General features: G+C 70.6%; 15 protein-coding genes. 7 read left to right on the forward strand and 8 right to left on the reverse strand.

Annotated elements, in window-relative coordinates; translation table 11 throughout:
* Positions 1-15 precede the first annotated feature (15 nt).
* Positions 16-486 (forward strand): hypothetical protein, encoded by a 471-nt coding sequence (locus CA12_RS05170; protein ID WP_145357806.1) that lies wholly within the window; start codon positions 16-18, stop codon positions 484-486.
* A gap of 189 nt (positions 487-675) precedes the next feature.
* Here the strand turns inward: CA12_RS05170 and CA12_RS23095 are convergent, their stop codons facing one another.
* Together CA12_RS23095 and CA12_RS05180 are read right to left on the reverse strand one after the other, a co-directional pair.
* Positions 676-996 (reverse strand): carbon storage regulator, encoded by a 321-nt coding sequence (locus tag CA12_RS23095; RefSeq protein ID WP_145357807.1) that lies wholly within the window; start codon positions 994-996, stop codon positions 676-678.
* 435 nt (positions 997-1431) lie between these two features.
* Positions 1432-2784: an HD-GYP domain-containing protein gene (locus CA12_RS05180; RefSeq protein WP_145357808.1), complete on the reverse strand. Its 1353-nt coding sequence runs from the start codon at positions 2782-2784 to the stop codon at positions 1432-1434.
* Positions 2785-3087: 303 nt separating this feature from the next.
* On the opposite strand from CA12_RS05180, the gene CA12_RS05185 reads away from it, so the two are divergent.
* The 4 genes from CA12_RS05185 to CA12_RS05200 all read left to right on the forward strand — a co-directional run bounded on the left by CA12_RS05185 (position 3088) and on the right by CA12_RS05200 (position 5243).
* Positions 3088-3387 carry a hypothetical protein gene (locus CA12_RS05185; protein ID WP_145357809.1) on the forward strand — a complete coding sequence of 100 codons (300 nt, stop codon included), beginning with the start codon at positions 3088-3090 and terminating at the stop codon, positions 3385-3387.
* A gap of 112 nt (positions 3388-3499) precedes the next feature.
* Positions 3500-3958: a hypothetical protein gene (locus CA12_RS05190; RefSeq protein ID WP_145357810.1), complete on the forward strand. Its 459-nt coding sequence runs from the start codon at positions 3500-3502 to the stop codon at positions 3956-3958.
* Between the two features lie 117 nt (positions 3959-4075).
* Positions 4076-4603, forward strand: a complete 528-nt coding sequence (locus CA12_RS05195; RefSeq protein ID WP_145357811.1) for a hypothetical protein — start codon at positions 4076-4078, stop codon at positions 4601-4603.
* 82 nt (positions 4604-4685) lie between these two features.
* Positions 4686-5243, forward strand: coding sequence for a rhodanese-like domain-containing protein (locus CA12_RS05200; protein WP_145357812.1), 558 nt, complete (start codon positions 4686-4688; stop codon positions 5241-5243).
* Between the two features lie 101 nt (positions 5244-5344).
* On the opposite strand, the gene CA12_RS05205 is transcribed toward CA12_RS05200, so the two are convergent.
* Genes CA12_RS05205 through CA12_RS05215 form a run of 3 tightly spaced genes read right to left on the reverse strand, consistent with a single transcriptional unit; the run spans position 5345 to position 8867 of the window.
* Entirely contained in the window at positions 5345-5779 is a 435-nt protein-coding gene (locus tag CA12_RS05205) for a hypothetical protein (RefSeq protein WP_145357813.1), read from the reverse strand.
* A 43-nt stretch (positions 5780-5822) separates the two neighbouring features.
* Positions 5823-6536 carry a Uma2 family endonuclease gene (locus tag CA12_RS05210; protein WP_145357814.1) on the reverse strand — a complete coding sequence of 238 codons (714 nt, stop codon included), beginning with the start codon at positions 6534-6536 and terminating at the stop codon, positions 5823-5825.
* 9 nt (positions 6537-6545) lie between these two features.
* On the reverse strand, positions 6546-8867 hold the full coding sequence (locus tag CA12_RS05215; protein ID WP_145357815.1) for a hypothetical protein: 2322 nt from the start codon (positions 8865-8867) through the stop codon (positions 6546-6548).
* A 278-nt stretch (positions 8868-9145) separates the two neighbouring features.
* Between CA12_RS05215 and CA12_RS05220 the strand changes: the two genes are divergently transcribed.
* The gene (locus CA12_RS05220) at positions 9146-9973 is read left to right on the forward strand and encodes a manganese catalase family protein (protein ID WP_145357816.1); all 828 of its coding nucleotides are present in this window, start codon (positions 9146-9148) and stop codon (positions 9971-9973) included.
* Positions 9974-10030: 57 nt separating this feature from the next.
* Here the strand turns inward: CA12_RS05220 and CA12_RS05225 are convergent, their stop codons facing one another.
* Positions 10031-11209, reverse strand: a complete 1179-nt coding sequence (locus CA12_RS05225; RefSeq protein ID WP_145357817.1) for an FG-GAP repeat domain-containing protein — start codon at positions 11207-11209, stop codon at positions 10031-10033.
* 71 nt (positions 11210-11280) lie between these two features.
* Between CA12_RS05225 and CA12_RS05230 the strand changes: the two genes are divergently transcribed.
* Positions 11281-11796 carry a hypothetical protein gene (locus CA12_RS05230; protein ID WP_145357818.1) on the forward strand — a complete coding sequence of 172 codons (516 nt, stop codon included), beginning with the start codon at positions 11281-11283 and terminating at the stop codon, positions 11794-11796.
* Between the two features lie 33 nt (positions 11797-11829).
* Here the strand turns inward: CA12_RS05230 and CA12_RS05235 are convergent, their stop codons facing one another.
* Positions 11830-14130 (reverse strand): trypsin-like peptidase domain-containing protein, encoded by a 2301-nt coding sequence (locus CA12_RS05235; RefSeq protein WP_145357819.1) that lies wholly within the window; start codon positions 14128-14130, stop codon positions 11830-11832.
* A 540-nt stretch (positions 14131-14670) separates the two neighbouring features.
* Positions 14671-16728 carry a vWA domain-containing protein gene (locus CA12_RS05240; RefSeq protein WP_145357820.1) on the reverse strand — a complete coding sequence of 686 codons (2058 nt, stop codon included), beginning with the start codon at positions 16726-16728 and terminating at the stop codon, positions 14671-14673.
* Between the last annotated feature and the right edge of the window lie 123 nt (positions 16729-16851).

Below are 16851 nucleotides of genomic sequence, written 5' to 3' on the forward strand. Positions count from 1 at the left end.
AACGGTCCCGCCGACATGACGTTCGACGACCTCGCCGCCCTGTTCGATAAGGCCACGACCGCATGCGTCACATTCGCGCAGACGTTGGTTTGGGACGAACTGCCCAAGGCGAAGACCTACCGCCTCTTCCCGAACCAATCATACGACGCCCGGCTTAAGCCGGATGAGGTCGTTTATCTGGAGGACACGCTGAGCGAAGATGTTTATCTCGCTATGTCCCGCGACGCGACGCTCCGCTTTCTATACCGCGACGGCCACGTGCCGGAATGGGTCGACGTCAGCGTCAGTGCCGCCGACCGCGAGTTCACCTACGTCGATCTCCTCTGTTGCGGGCGGTTCGCCGCCAACGACGAGAGGTTGTATTACCGAAGCCGCGGACAGGGTCCCTTCGGGATCAAATCGCCCGCTTTCCCGCCGAAGTTCGAAGCCGATCGCACGGGCCTGTTTTGGCTGCGTGACAGCCCGCAACACCGTGGATTGGCGTGACGCCGAGGCGCCCGGCAGGTCGCGGACCTGAGGTACGGACCGGCCCCCGCCAATGACCTGACCTCGCTCGCTCGGAGGCGACCGAATCGCCCCGTCACCGCACTTCCGCTGACAGCCACCCGGGCGGCCACGCTTTGGGAGAGGTGGAAGGAACTCTCAGCCCGTCGGTTCTGGACGTCAGGACCGAACCTACTCGAGCATCGCGTTCGCGGAGACGCCGGTACGGGTCCGGGCGCAGTCGTCGCTCCCGGAGGGGACGAGGCGGAGATCGGGGGCGATCTCCTGTCGGCGGCTGCGGGACCGCATCCGCTCCGCCAAACCGCTGCGGGAAGAACGCTCCGGTTCCTCGGCGACGTCCGCCGGCTTGGTGGCGGCGTCCGGGCGGGTGATGGAGACGTCCCGCGGGGCGTCGATCCCGAGGCGGACACGGCCGCCCACTTCTAAAACGCGGACGGTGATGCCGTCACCGATGACGATGGACTCGCCAACCTTCCTGGTCAAAACCAACATTGTCGGACTCCGTTCCGGGGGGTGTGTCGTGGTTGTCGCCGGGCTGCGTCTGCATCCCGACGCGAGGAGTTATCGCAGACCGCCCGCAAGCACACCATCGGGAGAACTGCAACCCCTACACCCGGGAGTTTCCCGACCCCCTCCCGCCCCTTGGCGAGACCCGAACGACTGACGTAACCCCTTACCCCATCGATGGCTAAGGCATTCTGACAAAGCGATTCGCCGCTGTCCAGTACGCACGGATCGCTCAGAATCGATCGGATTGGGGATTTTCCCCTCCCCCTGAGGGTTCCGGCCAAGCCCGCTCCTCCGGGAGGTTGCGCGGGTCCTGTGAGCCCAGAGCGCGTGCGAGGGTCGGAGTCGTCCCGCCTCGCTTGCGCTTCGGGCTCACGGAGAACGCGCTGTGCCGGAGACTCGATCGAACGGTCGGCGGGCTCAGGCGCGCGGGGCGCGGCGGCTCAGCGGCTTGCCGGCGGAGACGACGCGGGCCCGGTCGCTCCAGCCGAGCACGCACGCCACATCGGCGGTGCGGGCGGCGAGGTCCAGAATCTCCCCGGTGAAGCGGTTCTCGAAGGGATCCCACAGCTCCACCCGGGGGCCGGCGGGGCGGTTGCGGTCGGCGGCGATCACGCGACCGCAGCGGCCGTCCGACAGCGCCACCTCCGTGCCGGGGGGGAACACGCCGACCGCCTCCAGAAAGGCCCGCACCGCCGCCGGGTCGAAGCGGCCGCGGACCGCGTCGGCGGCCAGCACGCGGACGGCGTCGTGGGAGGAGAGCGCCGGGCGATACGGCCGATCGGCCGTCATACCGCAGTACGCGTCCGCGACCGCCGCCAGCCGGGCCAGCCGATGCACCCGGCCGTCCCGCAGCCGGAAGGGATAGCCGCTGCCGTCGGCGCGCTCGTGGATCTGCACCGCCACCGCCCGGGCTCCGGCGGGCACGCCGACGGCGCCGCGCAGCAGCTCCAGCGTGTGCCGGGGGTGTTCGGCGACGGCGGCGAACGCGGCGCGATCCAGCCGGTGCGGCCCGTTCCACAGGGTCGGGTCGACCCGCAGCATGCCCGCGTCGTGCACCAGGCAGCCCATGGCGAGTTGCTCCAGTTCCCAGCGTCGCAGCCCCGCCACCGCCCCGATCGTCAGGGCGAGGTGAGCCGTCCGCACCGCGTGCTCCCGCACCCGGGCGAACGTCCGCGGACGGAGCGACGGGGCCTCGTTCGGTTCTCCCCGTTCGCCGGCTCCGGCGTGCTTCTCTCGGGCGGCCTGCTCTCCGGCGTCCTCTTCCCCGGCGGCGGCGTGCGGGACGGGGCGGGCGAGGCCGACGATCGTGAACAGGTCGAAGTCCGCACACAGATCGGCGACGGACTGCACGGACAGCGTCCGCAATCCCTGCCCGTCGATCCGCCGGCTGAGCGTCCGCCCGCCGCGGCCGCGGGCGACGGCGGCGCCCGCGGCGGCGTCCCCCGCGACCAGGGCGTCGACCCCGGCGAACAGGTTGCTGAGGCCGGCGTCCAGGGCGTCGCGACGGGCCCGGGCGGCCCGCTCGCGCTCGGGGGTGAAGGGGCCGGCCGGCCGGGTGATCTCGTGGATCAGCGCGTCCGGCGGCAGCCGGCGGCGGGCGGCGACCGGCACCGGCTCCCGGGGCCCCGCGTCGTCGCGGACGGGAACCGCATCCGGTTTGGAGATCGCCGCGAGGAAGTCCTCGTCGACGATCAGGTCGCGCACGCCCCGGTCGTGCAACCGCGTCAGCAGCGTCGGGTTCAGCTCCGCCCCCTTCGCCAGCAGCAGCACGGAGCGCTCCGCCCCGCCCCGCCCGGAGCCGGCGGGGGCGTAGATGGCGGTCGGCAGCGGGCCGTCGCAGACCAGCCGATTCAGCGGGAGGGGAACGAGTCGAGCCAGGGGGGACGCATCGGTGCGAGGACGAGCCGCGGGGGGCGGAACCGACGACCCTAGGTCACGCCGCCGCCGCGTTCGGCCGGACCCTAGGGCGCCCGAACGATCCCCGAATCGCCCCGATGCCGTCTCCTCTTTCACCCCTACAACCGATCTCGCACTGGTGTACAATAGAACACACACCCTGCCGGAGCCGACGCCATGCGCCTGAGCCACAACGCCCTCTGCCAACTGACCCCGCTGGTGCCGACCGGCGACCTCTGCTTCGACTACCACGGCGTCCCCCGCCGCGGCCGACTGGAGACGCTGGGCGAGGGCCCCGGCGGGGCCTTCCTGCTGATCCGCCACCCGGACGGCTCCTACAAGAGCTACTCCCTCGCCAAGATGACCGGCCTGCGAGCCGCCGACGGGACCGAGGAGCCGACAGGCGACGCTCCGCCGACCTCATCGGCGCCCCCCGCTTCGCCGTCGCCGCCAGGCGGCGCGCGTCGGGCGGCGTAAGGGCGGGCGAATCCTGCGATTGTCACCGGGGCGGACGCGTGGGACGTACTCCTCGGACGGGCGGCTCGAACCGTCCACCCTCGGTCGTTTCGCTTACCGATCGAGTCCCCCGATGATTCCCGACAGCAGCGTCCGCGTCCCTCAGCACACCGCGGAGCACGTCAACGCCCGCATCGCCGGGGAAGCCGGGGAACGGGTCGCCCGGCTGGCGATGGCCAGCCCGGCGGTGATCGACCGGCGGCTGGACGAACTGGACGCCGAGTGGGACGTGGAGCGGGTCCTCGAAGCGAACGCCTCCACGCTGGCCCTCGCCGGGGTCGTGCTGGGGGCGACGGTCGACAAACGCTGGCTGTTCCTGCCGGGCGCCGTGACGGTCTTCCTGCTGCAACACGCCGTGCAGGGCTGGCGCCCGCCGGTGACGGTCCTACGTCGGCTGGGCGTGCGGACCGTCGCGGAGATCGACCGGGAACGCTACGCCCTGAAGGCCCTCCGCGGCCACTTCCGCGGCCTGCCGCAGGCCCCCACCTCCCCCGCCGCCCGCCAAGCCTTCGCGGCGGCCGCTCAGGGATAGAAGCGCCGCAACGCCCGGGTTCGTCCCCAATCGCGGCCGACCCGGCCTTTACAAACTGGGGACGCGGTCCCTGACCGTCCCTCCCCCTCGCAACGCCCCCGGACCAGGAGACTCCTGATGCCACGCTCGCTCCACCGCAGTCGGCTGCGCGCCGCCGCGACCGTCGGTGCTCTCGGCGCCGTCGCGGCGGTCGCCCTCGCGGCCCGCACCCCCGCCCCGGCTGCAGCGCCGGCGCCGGCGCCGGCGCGGGACGAGGTTCCCAAGACCGCCCCGCAAACGCTGCCCGCCCCGGTGGTGGACATGCACGAATTAATGGAGCTGTTCAACGAGCCGCTGTACAAATCGCTGAAGAAGAAGGTCGCCGAGGAGCCGGCCGACGCCCGCGCCTGGTCCGGCATCAAACACGACGCGCTGGCGGGGGCGGAGATCATCAACCTGGCCGCGATCCGGGAGATCGGCGACGAGCACAAGGCCGCCTGGCCGGAACTGACCCGCACCGCCCAGCAGGCGGCGCTGGACCTGGCCCACGCCGCCGACGCCAAGGACTGGCAGCGCACGCAGGCCGCGTGGAAATCGCTGGTCGCCAACTGCAACGACTGTCACCAGAAGGTCGCCCCGGACGGCGCCCCGATGCTGAAGCCGTAAGCTGCCCCGTCGCCCCGATCTCCGGCGGACCATCGGTTCGCCGGAGCCATCGGAGTCCGCCCCGCCCCTCGCTCTCTCGCCGATGTCCGTCGCCGCCGCGTCCCCCGCCGCCGAAGGGAACCGCTCCCTCGGGCGTGGTTCGATCTCTCCCCATGACGCCGCCGAGCGGTTGAAACAGGGCGGCGTGCTGATCGACGTCCGCACCGGGCCGGAGTACCGGGGGGTGCACGCCGAGGGCGCCCGCAACGTCCCGCTGGACCGGCTCGACCCGGCCTTGCTGAAGCAGGAGTTGCGGGGCGACGGACCGATCCTGGCGATCTGCCAGAGCGGCGCCCGCAGCGTCCGGGCCGTCGAGACGCTGCGGGCCGCGGGGCTGGAGGCGATCAGCGTCGACGGCGGCACCCCCGCCTGGGAATCCGCCGGCCTGCCGGTGGCGCGGGGGAAGAAGTCGATCTCGCTGGAACGGCAGGTGCGGATCGCCGCCGGTTCGCTAGTGCTCATTGGTTCAATCCTCGCCCTGACGGCGCACCCTTACTGGGCCGGCCTGCCGGCGTTCGTCGGCGCCGGCCTGACCTTCGCCGGCCTGACGGACACCTGCGGGATGGGCCTGCTCCTGGCGAAAATGCCCTGGAACCGCTGAGGCGGGTCGCCCTCTCCGACCGATCGGCAGCCCGAGGCGCGAGCCGAGGCGGAGCGACGTTCCTCGGCTCACCCGGTCTCGGCTTGCGCCTCGGGCTGCCGCTATAGGGAGCGGAACCCCCACAGCAGGGCCGCGTATCCCAGTGCCAGCCCGGCGAGCCACACCGCCGCTGCCCCCGCGGCGACGACCGCCGCCCTTAGCGGCTCCGCGTCCCGCCGCAGGGCGTTCCACAAGACCCCCGCCACCGCCGCGTGCACGGTCCCGGCCGCCGCCAGCAGGGCGATCCCGATCGAGACCGGCGAGTTCATCCCTTGCTCCTCTAGCGTCATTAACAGGAGGACGCCGGGGATGCCCGCGCCGATCGCCGCAAAGCCCATCAGATACCCCCACAAGAACGCCCGCCCCCGGGGGATCTGCTCCAACGGCTCCCGCCGCATGAAGAGGCGGTCCGCGACCTGTAGCAGGACCGCCCCCCACGCCACCGGGACGAATACGAACGCCGCGCCGATCAGGAAAAGTAGGATCAGAATCAGCACGCCGGCCGTCGGCTAAGGCCCCGCCGACGTCGCGGCCGGCCGCTCACCCTGCCGCCTCGGCGAACAGGTCGCTCAGCGGCAGCGAAAACTCCGGCAGCGTGGGGGCGCCGGTCAGCGTGTCGCCCTCGCGCAGCACGGTGTCCGCGTCCGGGCCGGTCCAGACGGTGATCGTGCGGGCCAGCGGGTCGACCTCCCAGATCGTCTGCACCCCCGCGGCGAAATAAACCGACCGCTTCAGTTCCATCTCCCGCCGCGTGTTGCCGGGCGAGATGACCTCCGCCACCAGCGCCGGGGGGACGTCGGAGTAGCCGCGTTCCTGCAAGCCCTCCGGCCGGGCAGCCCGCGGCGTGAAGGAGGCGTCCGGCGCCCGCAGCCCGTCCGGCAGTTCGAAGAATCCGTCCGCCGGGTGCACCCAGCCCCGCTTCCCCTCGACGACGTGATTCGCGAGCAGGCGGAACAGTTCGCCGCCGAGCCAGCTGGACAGGTCGCTCACGGGTTTCTCGATCAGGGTTCCGTCAATCAACTCGAAGATTCCGCGACCGGCGGCGTTGAGCCGTTCGTGATCGGCCGGCGTGGCGGTCCCCGGGGCCGGGTCGCTGACGACCCGGCCGGCGGGAATCGGGCCGAACTTGGCGAGCAGATCCGCCACCGTCAGCCCCGGCGCCGCCGACCGGCGGGCCGCGGCGGGGCGGGAGGCGGGCCTCTCCTCCCCGGCGACGGGGGCGGCGACGGGCGGGGCTTCGGCGACGGCGGACATGCCCGCAGTCTACCGGCCCGGCCGCAGCACGGCGTAGACCGCGTCGGCGGGCATCTCGAACCGGCCTCCAACAATCGGCAGCGTGCGGACCGGATAGCCGTTCACGTCGAGGATCACCGCCTCCGTCAGCTTCGGATTCGCCATCGTCACCGCCACCTGCGCGTTCGCCAGCCGCAGCGGGGCTTTGCCGATGTTCGTGATCCGCTCGCCGGCCACCTCATAGGCGTTGTCGCCGGAGCCCACGGCGAAGGTCGCCGGCTCGGTGCGATAGCCGGTGAGGCGGTTCGCGGTCACGACCTGCACCAACACGGATTCGCTGTCCTTCAGCGGAGCGTCGTCGAGGCTCACGACCTGCACGGTGGCGTAGTCGTTCCGGCTCTCGATCGTCACGTCCTCCAGCACGAACAGCCCGGAGGCGTCCTTCAGGAAGCCGGTCACACCCTGGGCGCGGGGGCCCTCCATCACGCAGATTTGTTGTTTGTAGTCCCACATCAATTCGCCGGTCGCGGCGTGAATCTTGCCGGCCGCCCGGTCGATCTGCTTGTCGAGATAGGGCGAGACGACGTCCTCGCCGGAGGCGCCCGCGGGCACGACCTCCTCCACCACCGGGCCGACGAGGAACGCCGCCCGCGGCAGTTCCGCACCGCCGGCCCGCTTGCCGGGCGTCCAGTCGGGCCGCAGTTCCGGCTGGTCGCGGGCGTCGCCGTAGGTTTCGTCGTCCGTCAGCCGCGGCGGTTGGCGGTCGAACACTTCCCCCTCGGTCCGGCGTTCCAGGATCACCGGGTCGGCCTGCTGTAAATCGCCCCGCCGATACAGCAGCGCCGCGGCCGGGAAACCGAGCGTCTGGGCCGGGTAACCGTGGCTCCATTTATGCACCGACATCTGATCGCCGATCTGCCAGAACGGCTTGTTGGGATCGGTTTCAAAGCCGGGGGTCTGCATGGCGAACCAGACGATCCCGTCGATGCCCGTCAGGCTTTGATAGGCGGCGACGAGGAACGGCCCCTCGCTCTGATAGCGATTCGGGTTCTTCCAAGCGGTTTCGGTGACGATAAACGGTGCCCCCTTCCGCTGCCGGAAGTTCGTGCACATCTCCAACGGTTTGCCGAGCACCGATTCGTTCACCAGATAATGGCCGGGGTCGATGCGGTAACTGTCGTTCTCGCCGCGGTGTTGATAGTCACTGCCGACGTATTCGTTCTCCGCGTCCCAATCGAGGGCGGCGAGGCTGTAGCGTTCCAGCCCCTTCAATTTGGCGTCGTTCGCCGTCCGCCAGTTGGTCGCGTTCAACACCTGCTTGCAGCCGAGGTCCTCCCGCAGATAGCGGCCCATCTCAGCGTAGAAGTCGCGTTGATAACGGGCGAGGAACTCCGCGGTGTCCTTGAGGCGGTTCCGCAACGCCCGTTCCGCGGGTTTGGCGGCGTCGAGGGTGAGGTCGTACGGCCGCAGCGGGCCGAGGCGGCCGTTTTCGAGGTCGTCCAGATCGTCCTTGCCCTTATAGCCGTCCCCCCAGGCAGCCCAGGCGGCGGCGACGGAGCCGTATTTCTCCGTCAGCCATTTTGAATAGGCGTCCGCGAGGATCTCCCGGTACGGCTCCGGCAGCCGTTGGGCGGTCCAGAACAGCAGGCTGTCCTCGTTGAGGATCTGCAGCATCGCGACTGTCGGATCCTCGGCGATCGACAGCCCGGTGTGCGGGTTGACGCGGGCGTAAAACTCCCTTGTCCAAACCTTATAGGCGGCCTGCACCTTCGGATCGACGTATACGAGCCCCTCCATCCGCGGCGTCCCGCCGGGCAGGTTCCAGGACTTCGGGGCCACGAAGTGGGCGTAATAGGGAGAGATCAGCACGTAGATCCCGGCGTCCTTGCAGCTTTTGATAAAGCGATGACAGCCGGCGATCAGTTCGTCGTTCACGTCGGCGAGGGCGTCGCCTTCCTCGTGGGCGGCGACGGTCACGTGCAGCCGGCAGAGGTTCACGCCCCGCTTGGCCAGCCAGCGGGCGTGGCGGTCCATCTGGTCCGGGTCGAAACGGTTGGCGTCGGTCCCGACGGCCCAGAACCGCACCGGCTCCCCGTTCCCCAGGGTGAAGGACATCCCGTTCTCCGACAGCCGCACGAACCCGCTCTGCCCGCTTTGGGCTTCGTTGAGCGCACGCAGATCAAGCAGCGCCGCGTCGGTGTAGGGATCGTCCGGGGCGTCGAACGCCCAAGAGTTCGCCGTCGTCAGCGGCGTCTCCGGGACGACGGCGTCCGCGGCGGGAACCCCCGCCGGTCCGGCGAGAACCCAAACGACGGACGCAGCGGCCAGGAGCGAAGGGTTGAGGGCGAGCATGCCCGCGAGCGTATCCCTCGGCGTTCGCCCACGCACTTCTCCGCACGTCGTCCCGGGCCGGTCCGGACTGGCCCGGGTCTTGCCGAGCGCTGCACGGGGCGAACCCCGGACGCGCCGGCCGGAGACGCCCCGCGGGTCGTTTCCTGTCGGGATCGCCCCGCCGTGACACGCCCCAGGCGTCGACGCCGAGCGGCCCCCGCCGCCGGTTCGGGGCGAGCTATTAACGTGCCGGCGGCCGGCTCGTTTCCCTCCCCGCTTCTCCCCGTCGACCCAGAGCGATGTTCTACCACGACAGCAAACTGCAATATCCCGTCAAGGTCGAGACGCCGAACCCGCTGTTCGCCAAACTCCTGCAACAGGCGATCGGCGGGGTCGAGGGGGAGATGCGGGTTGCGCTGCAGTATCTCTTCCAGGCCTGGGGCGCCCGCGGTCCGGCGAAGTACCGGTCGATGCTGCTGGAGACCGCCTGCGAGGAGATCGGGCATATCGAGATGCTCGCCACCGCGGTCGCCTTGAACTTGGAGGGGGCTCCGAACGAAACGGTCGAGGAAGCGGCGAAGGACCCCGCCGTCGCCGCCGTGCTGGGCGGGATGAATCCCCGGCACATTCTGTCCACCACGCTGGCCGCGATGCCGATGGACAGCCAGGGCGTGCCCTTCGACGCCAGCCACGTGTACGCCAGCGGCAACATCGCCGCGGACATGCTGGCGAACGTCACCGCCGAATCGACCGGCCGCATGCTGGCCGTCAAGCTGCACAATTACACGGACGACCCCGGCATGAAGGACATGCTGAAATATATGATCGCTCGGGACACGATGCACCAGAACCAGTGGCTGGCGGTCTGGGAGGAAGTCGGCGGCAAACAGGCCCACCCGATCCCCAACTCCTTCCCGCAGGCCGAGGAGAACCAGAGCGTGAATTACACGTTCTACGGCACCAAACGCGACAAGGGTCAGCCGACGCAGGGCGCCTGGAGCCAGGGCGCCAGCCCGGACGGCAAGGGCACCTTCAAGAGCGAATGGCTCGATCCGATGGGGCAGGAGCTCGGCCTGCCCCCCGCCCAGGCCTGGCAGGGCGTGCAGCAGGATCAGGTCGGCAAATAATCCGCCGAGCGTCCGCAGGAAACGCCGCCCCGGACGCCCCCGACGTCCGGGGCGTGTTCAATGGGAATCTCCCGCCGCGGGACCGGGGCGTTCGTACCAGATCACGCCGAGGTTCTCGCGCTCCTCGCAAGCGAGCAGGTCGAGGTCGCCGTCGGCGTCCAGGTCGAGCAGTTCGAGCCGATCGAACTTCGTGCCGGTCACGCCGGCCGGGCAATCGACCGTCGGGGCCGCGGTCCAGACGTCCGACCCCGGATCAAAATGAAATCGCAGAATAGAACACTTCCCGCCGGAGTGTTCGCAGGAGACGAACACTTCCAGTCCGCCGGCGGTCCGGGCCGCGGCGACGCCCTTCCCGCCGCCGGCCGTGTCCGGCAGGGCGAGCGTGCGAGAGCGCCAGCGGTCGCCGGTCGCGTTTAAACGTCCGAAGAGGACCAGTCCGGCGTCTTTGGCGGCGACGGCCACGTCCCGGTCGCCGTCGCCGTCCAGATCGGCGACCGTCAGAAACATCGGTTCAAGATCCGCAGCGCCGATCGGGTGTTCCTCCCACCCTGCCGAGGCCGGGTCGAACTCCAGCCAGACGGCCCCCCGGCGGTTGCCGCGGCGGTCGGTGAGCAGCAGGTCTGGGTCGCCGTCGCCGTCCATATCCTCGGCCCGCAGGGACATCGCCCAGCCCAGCGGCCGCAGCGGCGTCGCCCGCCAGGCGGCCCAGTCGGCCGGGTCGGCGCCCGGCCGCCACCATTCAATTGCGGCGCCCGGCCCCTTGCCCGCGACGATCACCCCGCCGCCCTGCTCCTCCGGCCATGGGAGGGCGAACATATACTGTTGCCGGCCGTCCGAATCGCCCAGCGGGGTCGTCGTCCAACTGTCCGCGTCCCGCGGATCGCCGGCGGCATGGTGGACCGACAGCCGCCGCGTGCGGCCTTCGGAACAGGAGAGAACCTCCAGCCGGCCGTCGCCGTCCAGATCGACCGCGACGGCGTCCTCCGGCGAGCCGACGCGGCCGACGGCCACGCTCGGCCACGGCTGGCGGACCTGCTCAAGCGGCGGCCCGAAGGCGACCCGCACGGTTCCGCCTTCCTCCCAGCCGGTGACGACGTCAAGCCGGCCGTCGCCGTCGACGTCCGCCAGCCGCACCCCGTCCGCCCCGCGGGAAGAGGCGTCGATCGTATGCCGCGGCCAAGCGTCGGCGTCCGCGGGCGGGGCGGCGAAGAGTGCAGCGAGTAGGAGGAGCGACATCCCGTGAGCGTAGCGACTCGACGCCGGCCCCGTGGATCGTCGTCAGTTGAGAACGCACAATGCCGCCCGCAATGAACGCTCCGTCTCCGGTCGACGCGACCCTTACTGCGCTCCGTTCAAGCCCGGCCGACCCGGAGGACGGCCGGTGCGTCCGCGTGCCGGCGGAACTCGGCACGTTCTTCGGCCGGCCGCTCAAACTCAGACTCGATACACGTCCTCCGGAGCCGGGACGGGGCTGCCTATCCACGTTGGCGCTGTGGGTGGTCGGCCGTCTCCCGACGCCGGAGCCGCCGCCGCCGTCCGCGGCCGATCTCGACCTCGCCCGGTTCGTGCTGACACGCCTATCAGACCTACTGCCACAGGCGGAACGGGCGTTGTTCGAACGGTTGGCCGGCGAAGACGCCGACGGCCACGCCCCGCCGGCCGAGTGGGTCGAGCCGGAGATTTGGATCTGTCGCTCGCTCCAGACGGTCACCGGACGTCCGCAACTTTGGAGCCTGCTGACCGGGGAATCCGGCGAGTACGAACTGAGTTACGACATTAACTTTGACGGCGCCGAACTGCGGGATGTCGGGGCGACCGGTTAGCGAGTTCTTCTGTGGAGTCCAGCTTCCCCGCCCTCAGTCGCCGTTCGCCTCGGCTTCTTTGACGAGTTCTTCAATGCGGGCGACCAGTTCCTCGTGGTCCGGGGCACCCTCGTATTTCTCGGCGATGCGGCCGTCGGCGTCGATCAAAAACAGCGTCGGCAGGCTGGAGACGCGGTAGCGCTCGGAGATCGCCCCGCCGGGGCCGTCGGCCCAGGTGCGCCAGGTCACGCTGCCGTCCTCGCGGATCTCCCGCAGGCGGTCCGGGTCGTCGCCGTTCACGCCGAGGATCACGAAGGGGCGGTCTTCGTATTTTTTGGCCAGCACGCGCTCCTGCGGATACATCGCCGTGCAATACGGGCACCAGTCGGCGAAGAAGTCCAGCAGCACGACCCGGCCACGGAAATCCTCTAAAGCCATCGGCTCGCCCTCGGAGTCCTTGCCGGTAATCGCCGGCGGCTGGCGGCCGGGGACGAGGTTCTCCACGACGTACTTCAACGGGGCGGCGGCGGCGTCCAGGGGCGTGCCCTCGAGGGTGATGTCGCCGTAATCCTTGATCGTCTCCTCCAGCAGCGCGACCGCCTCGTCGGCCTGCTCGGGGGTCGATTCTTCGGACCGAACCAGCGCCGAGGCCAGGGCGAAGACGCTCATCCCCTGAATGTCGCGGAAGGGGCTCGCCGTGCGGAGTTCGCGGAGCAGGTCGTGCGCCTCCGGCCGGCCGGACCCGCCGAGCATCAGGGGGACGACCCGCAGTTCGGGGTCCTTGCCGTGGTCCCGCAGCAGGGCCTCGCCGGCGGCGGCGATCACGCGGCCCTCCTCCTCGTCCGAGACGATCGACCGCCCCACCATCAGCGCCGCCAGCAGGGCGGAGCGGGCCTCCGCGGAGGTCGGTTCCTCCTCGGCCAGCGTCAGCAGGTCGTCGGCGGTCTGGCGGGCGGGGTGTTGGTCCCGCAGGGCCAGCAGGTCGGCGGGGGATTCGACCGTGGAGAACGAAACGGCGAACTCCTCCATCCGCCGCTGGTGCGTGGTCAGCGTCGCCTCCACCTCGCCGGAGAGCCCCGCCATGAACTGCTCCAGCGGCCCGCCGCCGCCCAGGCCGCCGGGGTCGGACGGCAGGTCGGCCAAGGCCGTCGGCTCGGGGTCGGCCCGGCGAATTAACTCCCCCAAGTCCCAGGCGGCCGCGGCGAAGCCCAGGCCGCGTTCGCCCACCACCCAAGTATTGATGCCGATTACCTCGCCCCGCAGATTCAGCAGCGGGCCGCCGCTGTTCCCGCCGGAGATCGTGGCGTTCGTCTGCACCCACATCTGATCCGCGGGGGCGCTGAGGAACTGGCGGGCGCCGTCCGGCAATTGGTCGGTCCGCTGCAGGGCGCTGACGATGCCGGCGGTCGTGGTGAATTGAAACCCGCCCGGGTGGCCGACCGCGACCGTCTGGGAACCGGCGAGCGGAAGCGTCTCGGCCAGCGGCAGCGGGACGGCGCCGGCGGGCAGCGATTCCAGTTCCAACACGGCGAGATCGCGCTGGGCGTCCCAGCCGCGGACGCCCACGACCTCCCGCTCCTGGCCGTCGCGGAAGTGGGCGACGGCCCGGTCGCCCTCGGAGATCACGTGATAATTCGTCGCCACCAGCCCGGACCCGTCGGCGGCTGACCCGTCGGCACCGGGGCCGCCCACCACAAACCCGCTGCCCAGCCCGACTTCGTCCCCGTCCTCGTCATACATCGTAATTCGCACCACCCCGGGGGAGACGCGTGCGATCACCTCCGGAATGGACAATTCCTCGCCGGGCGGCAGCCCGCTGCCGGCCCCGTTCATGCCGGCGAGGGCGAAGCCGTCGGCGAGATCTTCTTCCACGTCGTCGACGGGCAGGCGGGCGCTCATGCCGCCGCCGTCGTTCAGGCGGGCGAGGGCGGGGTTCGTCTCCGGTTCCTCGTCCCCCGCACCAAAGTAGAACGCGGCCCCGACGCCCGCGGCGATCAGCGTCAGCGCAGCGCCGGCCCCGCCTAATTTCCAGGCCATCCCCACCGGCGGCTTGCCGCCCCGCGACCGCGACCGACGCGTCCGGGCGACCGGCCGCACGGCGCTCGGGCCGGTCGGCAGTCCGGGGATCAATTCCGGGACCTCCCCGGTGAAGGCGTCGTCTGCCGCGGGGCCGCCGGCGGTCGGGTCGTCCGGGGCGACGACGATCGACGAGGCGTCCCGAAGCGCCGAGGGCGCCTCCCCGCCGCCCACAATAATTGGTTCGCCGCATTTCGGGCAGCGGGCCCGCCGGCCGAGCTTGTCTTCCCGGGCGACGATCGACGCCGCACAGGCCGGGCAGGAAAACTTCACGCTCATACCAACTCGCCTGCCTCGGGGGATGCGGGAGGGCCCCGCAACCGCCCGCCGTCGCGGGAGCCGAAGCCGATCCTACCGCCGCCGCGCCGACCGGGCGAGAGGCGGGATGAGCGTGCAACAGGGACGCCGTTCTCCCCTCGCCCCCTTTTGGGGGAGAGGGGTCGGGGGTGAGGGGGCAGTGATTCCCGCACGTTGTTCAAGGTCCGCCTTGCTCGCCCGAAGGCCGGTTCGTCACCCCAGAAAGCGGGGACGTAGAAACCGTGCGTCACCCTCACCCCCGGCCCCTCTCCCTCGAGGGAGAGGGGGGAGGAGCGGGGCGAACCTTCTGGGGTTTCGTTAACTCGTCCCCCCTCGCCCCCCTTTTGGGGGAGAGGGGTCGGGGGTGAGGGGGCGGTGATTCCCGCACGCCGTTCACGGCCCGACTCGCTCTCCCGTCGCCCAGTTCGTTACTGCATGAGCGGGGACGGGCGAATCGTTCGCCCACCCTCACCCCCGGCCCCTCTCCCTCGAGGGAGAGGGGGGACGAAAATGGCCGGCCGCTTATCGGTCGCCCAGGCGGGCGGCTTGTTCGGCGAGGCCGACGAACTCTTCGCGGTAGCCGCCGGCGTCTTCGCCCACGGCGGCCTCGGCCCAGGCGGCGGCGTCGCCGAGTTTGGCGGTCCCGCTGTGCTCGCTGTTTCGCAGCAGCATGCCGAAGGCGGCCACGGCGGCGGCGAAGCGGTAGTCGGCGCTCGCTTCCTCGAAGGCCTTCATCGAGTCCGGGACGGGCACGTTGAACTCGGTCGCCGGGTCCTCCTTGGTGGCGTTCGGAGCTTTATAACGCAGGTTGACCGTCAGCAGTTCGCCGCTGTTCATCGCGGCGTCGGTCGGCTCGCCGGGGGTTTGATACTTGGACTGCGGCGTCTCGGGTGCCTCTTCGTCGGCGCCGGCGGGGACGACTTCATAGAGGGCCGTGACGGAGTGCCCGGCGCCGATCTCGCCGGCGTCCTTGGCGTCGTCGCGGAAGTCCTCGGCGGCCATCTTGCGGTTCTCGTAGCCGATCAGGCGGTAGGACTTCACCGCCGCCGGATTAAAGTCCGCCTGAATCTTCACGTCCTTGGCGATCGTCACCAGCGTGCCGGTGAGCTGTTCGACGAGCATCTTTTTCGCCTCGCGAATGTCGTCGATATAGCCGTAGTTGCCGTCGCCCTTATCGGCGAGCTGCTCCATTTTGGCGTCCTGGTAGTTGCCTGTGCCGAAGCCCAGGACCGTCAGCGAGACGCCCGCCTTGGCCTTTTCCTCGATCATTTCCACCAGGGAGCTGTCGTCGGTCACGCCGACGTTGAAGTCGCCGTCGGTGCACAGAATCACGCGGTTCACGCCGCCTTTGATGAAGTTCTCCCGGGCGGTGCGGTAGGCCAGTTCGATGCCTTGCCCGCCGTTGGTGCTCCCGCCGGCGGCGAGGTTGTCCAACGCGTCGATGATCGCCTGCGGGTCGTCGCCGCCGGTCGGCGGCAGGGCCAAGCCGCTGGCGCCGGCGTAGACGACGATGGAGACCTTATCGTTCTCGCCCAATTGCTGGGTCAGCAACGTCATCGCCTGTTTGACCAAGCCGAGTTTATCGGCCGAATCCATCGATCCGGAGACGTCCAGCAGGAAGACCAGGTTGCACAGCGGGCGGGCGTCGGTCTCCATCTCCCGACCCTTCAGGGCGATGCGGACCAGGCGGTGGTCCGTCGCCCACGGGCAGGAGGCGACCTCCGCATGCACGGCGAACGGGCGGGATTCTTCGTCCCCGTCTCCCTCGGCAGGGGCCCCCTCGGCCGAGGGCGGTTCGTAGTCGTAGCGGAAGTAATTGACGAGTTCTTCAATCCGCACGGCGCCCGGCGGGGGCAGCTGGCCGCCGTTGAGGAACCGACGCACGTTGGCGTAACTTGCGGTGTCCACATCGACCGCGAAGGTGGAGAGCGGCGTGTCCTTGGCGGACAGGAAGCGGTTCTCCGGAATCGGGGCGTACTGCTCGCGGCTGAAGTCCGATTTCCGTTCCCGGACGAGCAGTTCGGTTTGCAGCTCGACCTCCTGTTCGCCGAGCCGTTCGGCGTCCCGCAGGGCATTGAGCCGCAGGCCCCGCGATTCGGACTTGAGCGTCGCGCCCCGGGCCGGGGCGTTGGCGGCCAGCGGCATCCCCTCCATCGGCTCCGCCGGCGCCGCCGTCTCGAGGGAATTGAGCGAGACGGGGTGCTGGACGCTCTCGAACATCGGCACGTCGGCCGGAAGCCCGGCGGCGTCGGCGGCGAAGGCGTCCACCGGCATGTCGCTGTCGGCCTCTCCTTCAGCCATTTCTTGGCCGGGGGCGCCGCCACTGTCCCACTTCGACTGAGGAGCGGCGGCCGGGCCGGACGACGGACGGGAGGCCTCGGCGGGGGCGACCTCGTCCGCGGGGGCGGAGACGACGGCGGCCTCGCGGGCCTCCTCAACGCAGCCGCTCAGCGTCGGAGCGAGGGCGAGGGCGGCCAGCAGGGCCAACGGCGGCAGCCCGGCGAGCCGGCGTCGGGGCGATGCGAGGTGTCGTGCCGCTGCGAAGGGGCGGGAAATGCGGGGCGAGCGGGGGCGGAACACGGCGGCGCGGGGGTGAGAGGAGGCGGGGACGGCCCCCGGACGCCGCGGCCGGCGGCAGAGTTCCCGGCAATCCGGCCCGTCGTCCGATCTGAGTCGGCGGGGGGACTCAACGGTCCCCCGGGA

The sequence above is a fragment of the Alienimonas californiensis genome (genome assembly GCF_007743815.1).
GTDB classification, from domain to species: Bacteria; Planctomycetota; Planctomycetia; order Planctomycetales; family Planctomycetaceae; genus Alienimonas; species Alienimonas californiensis.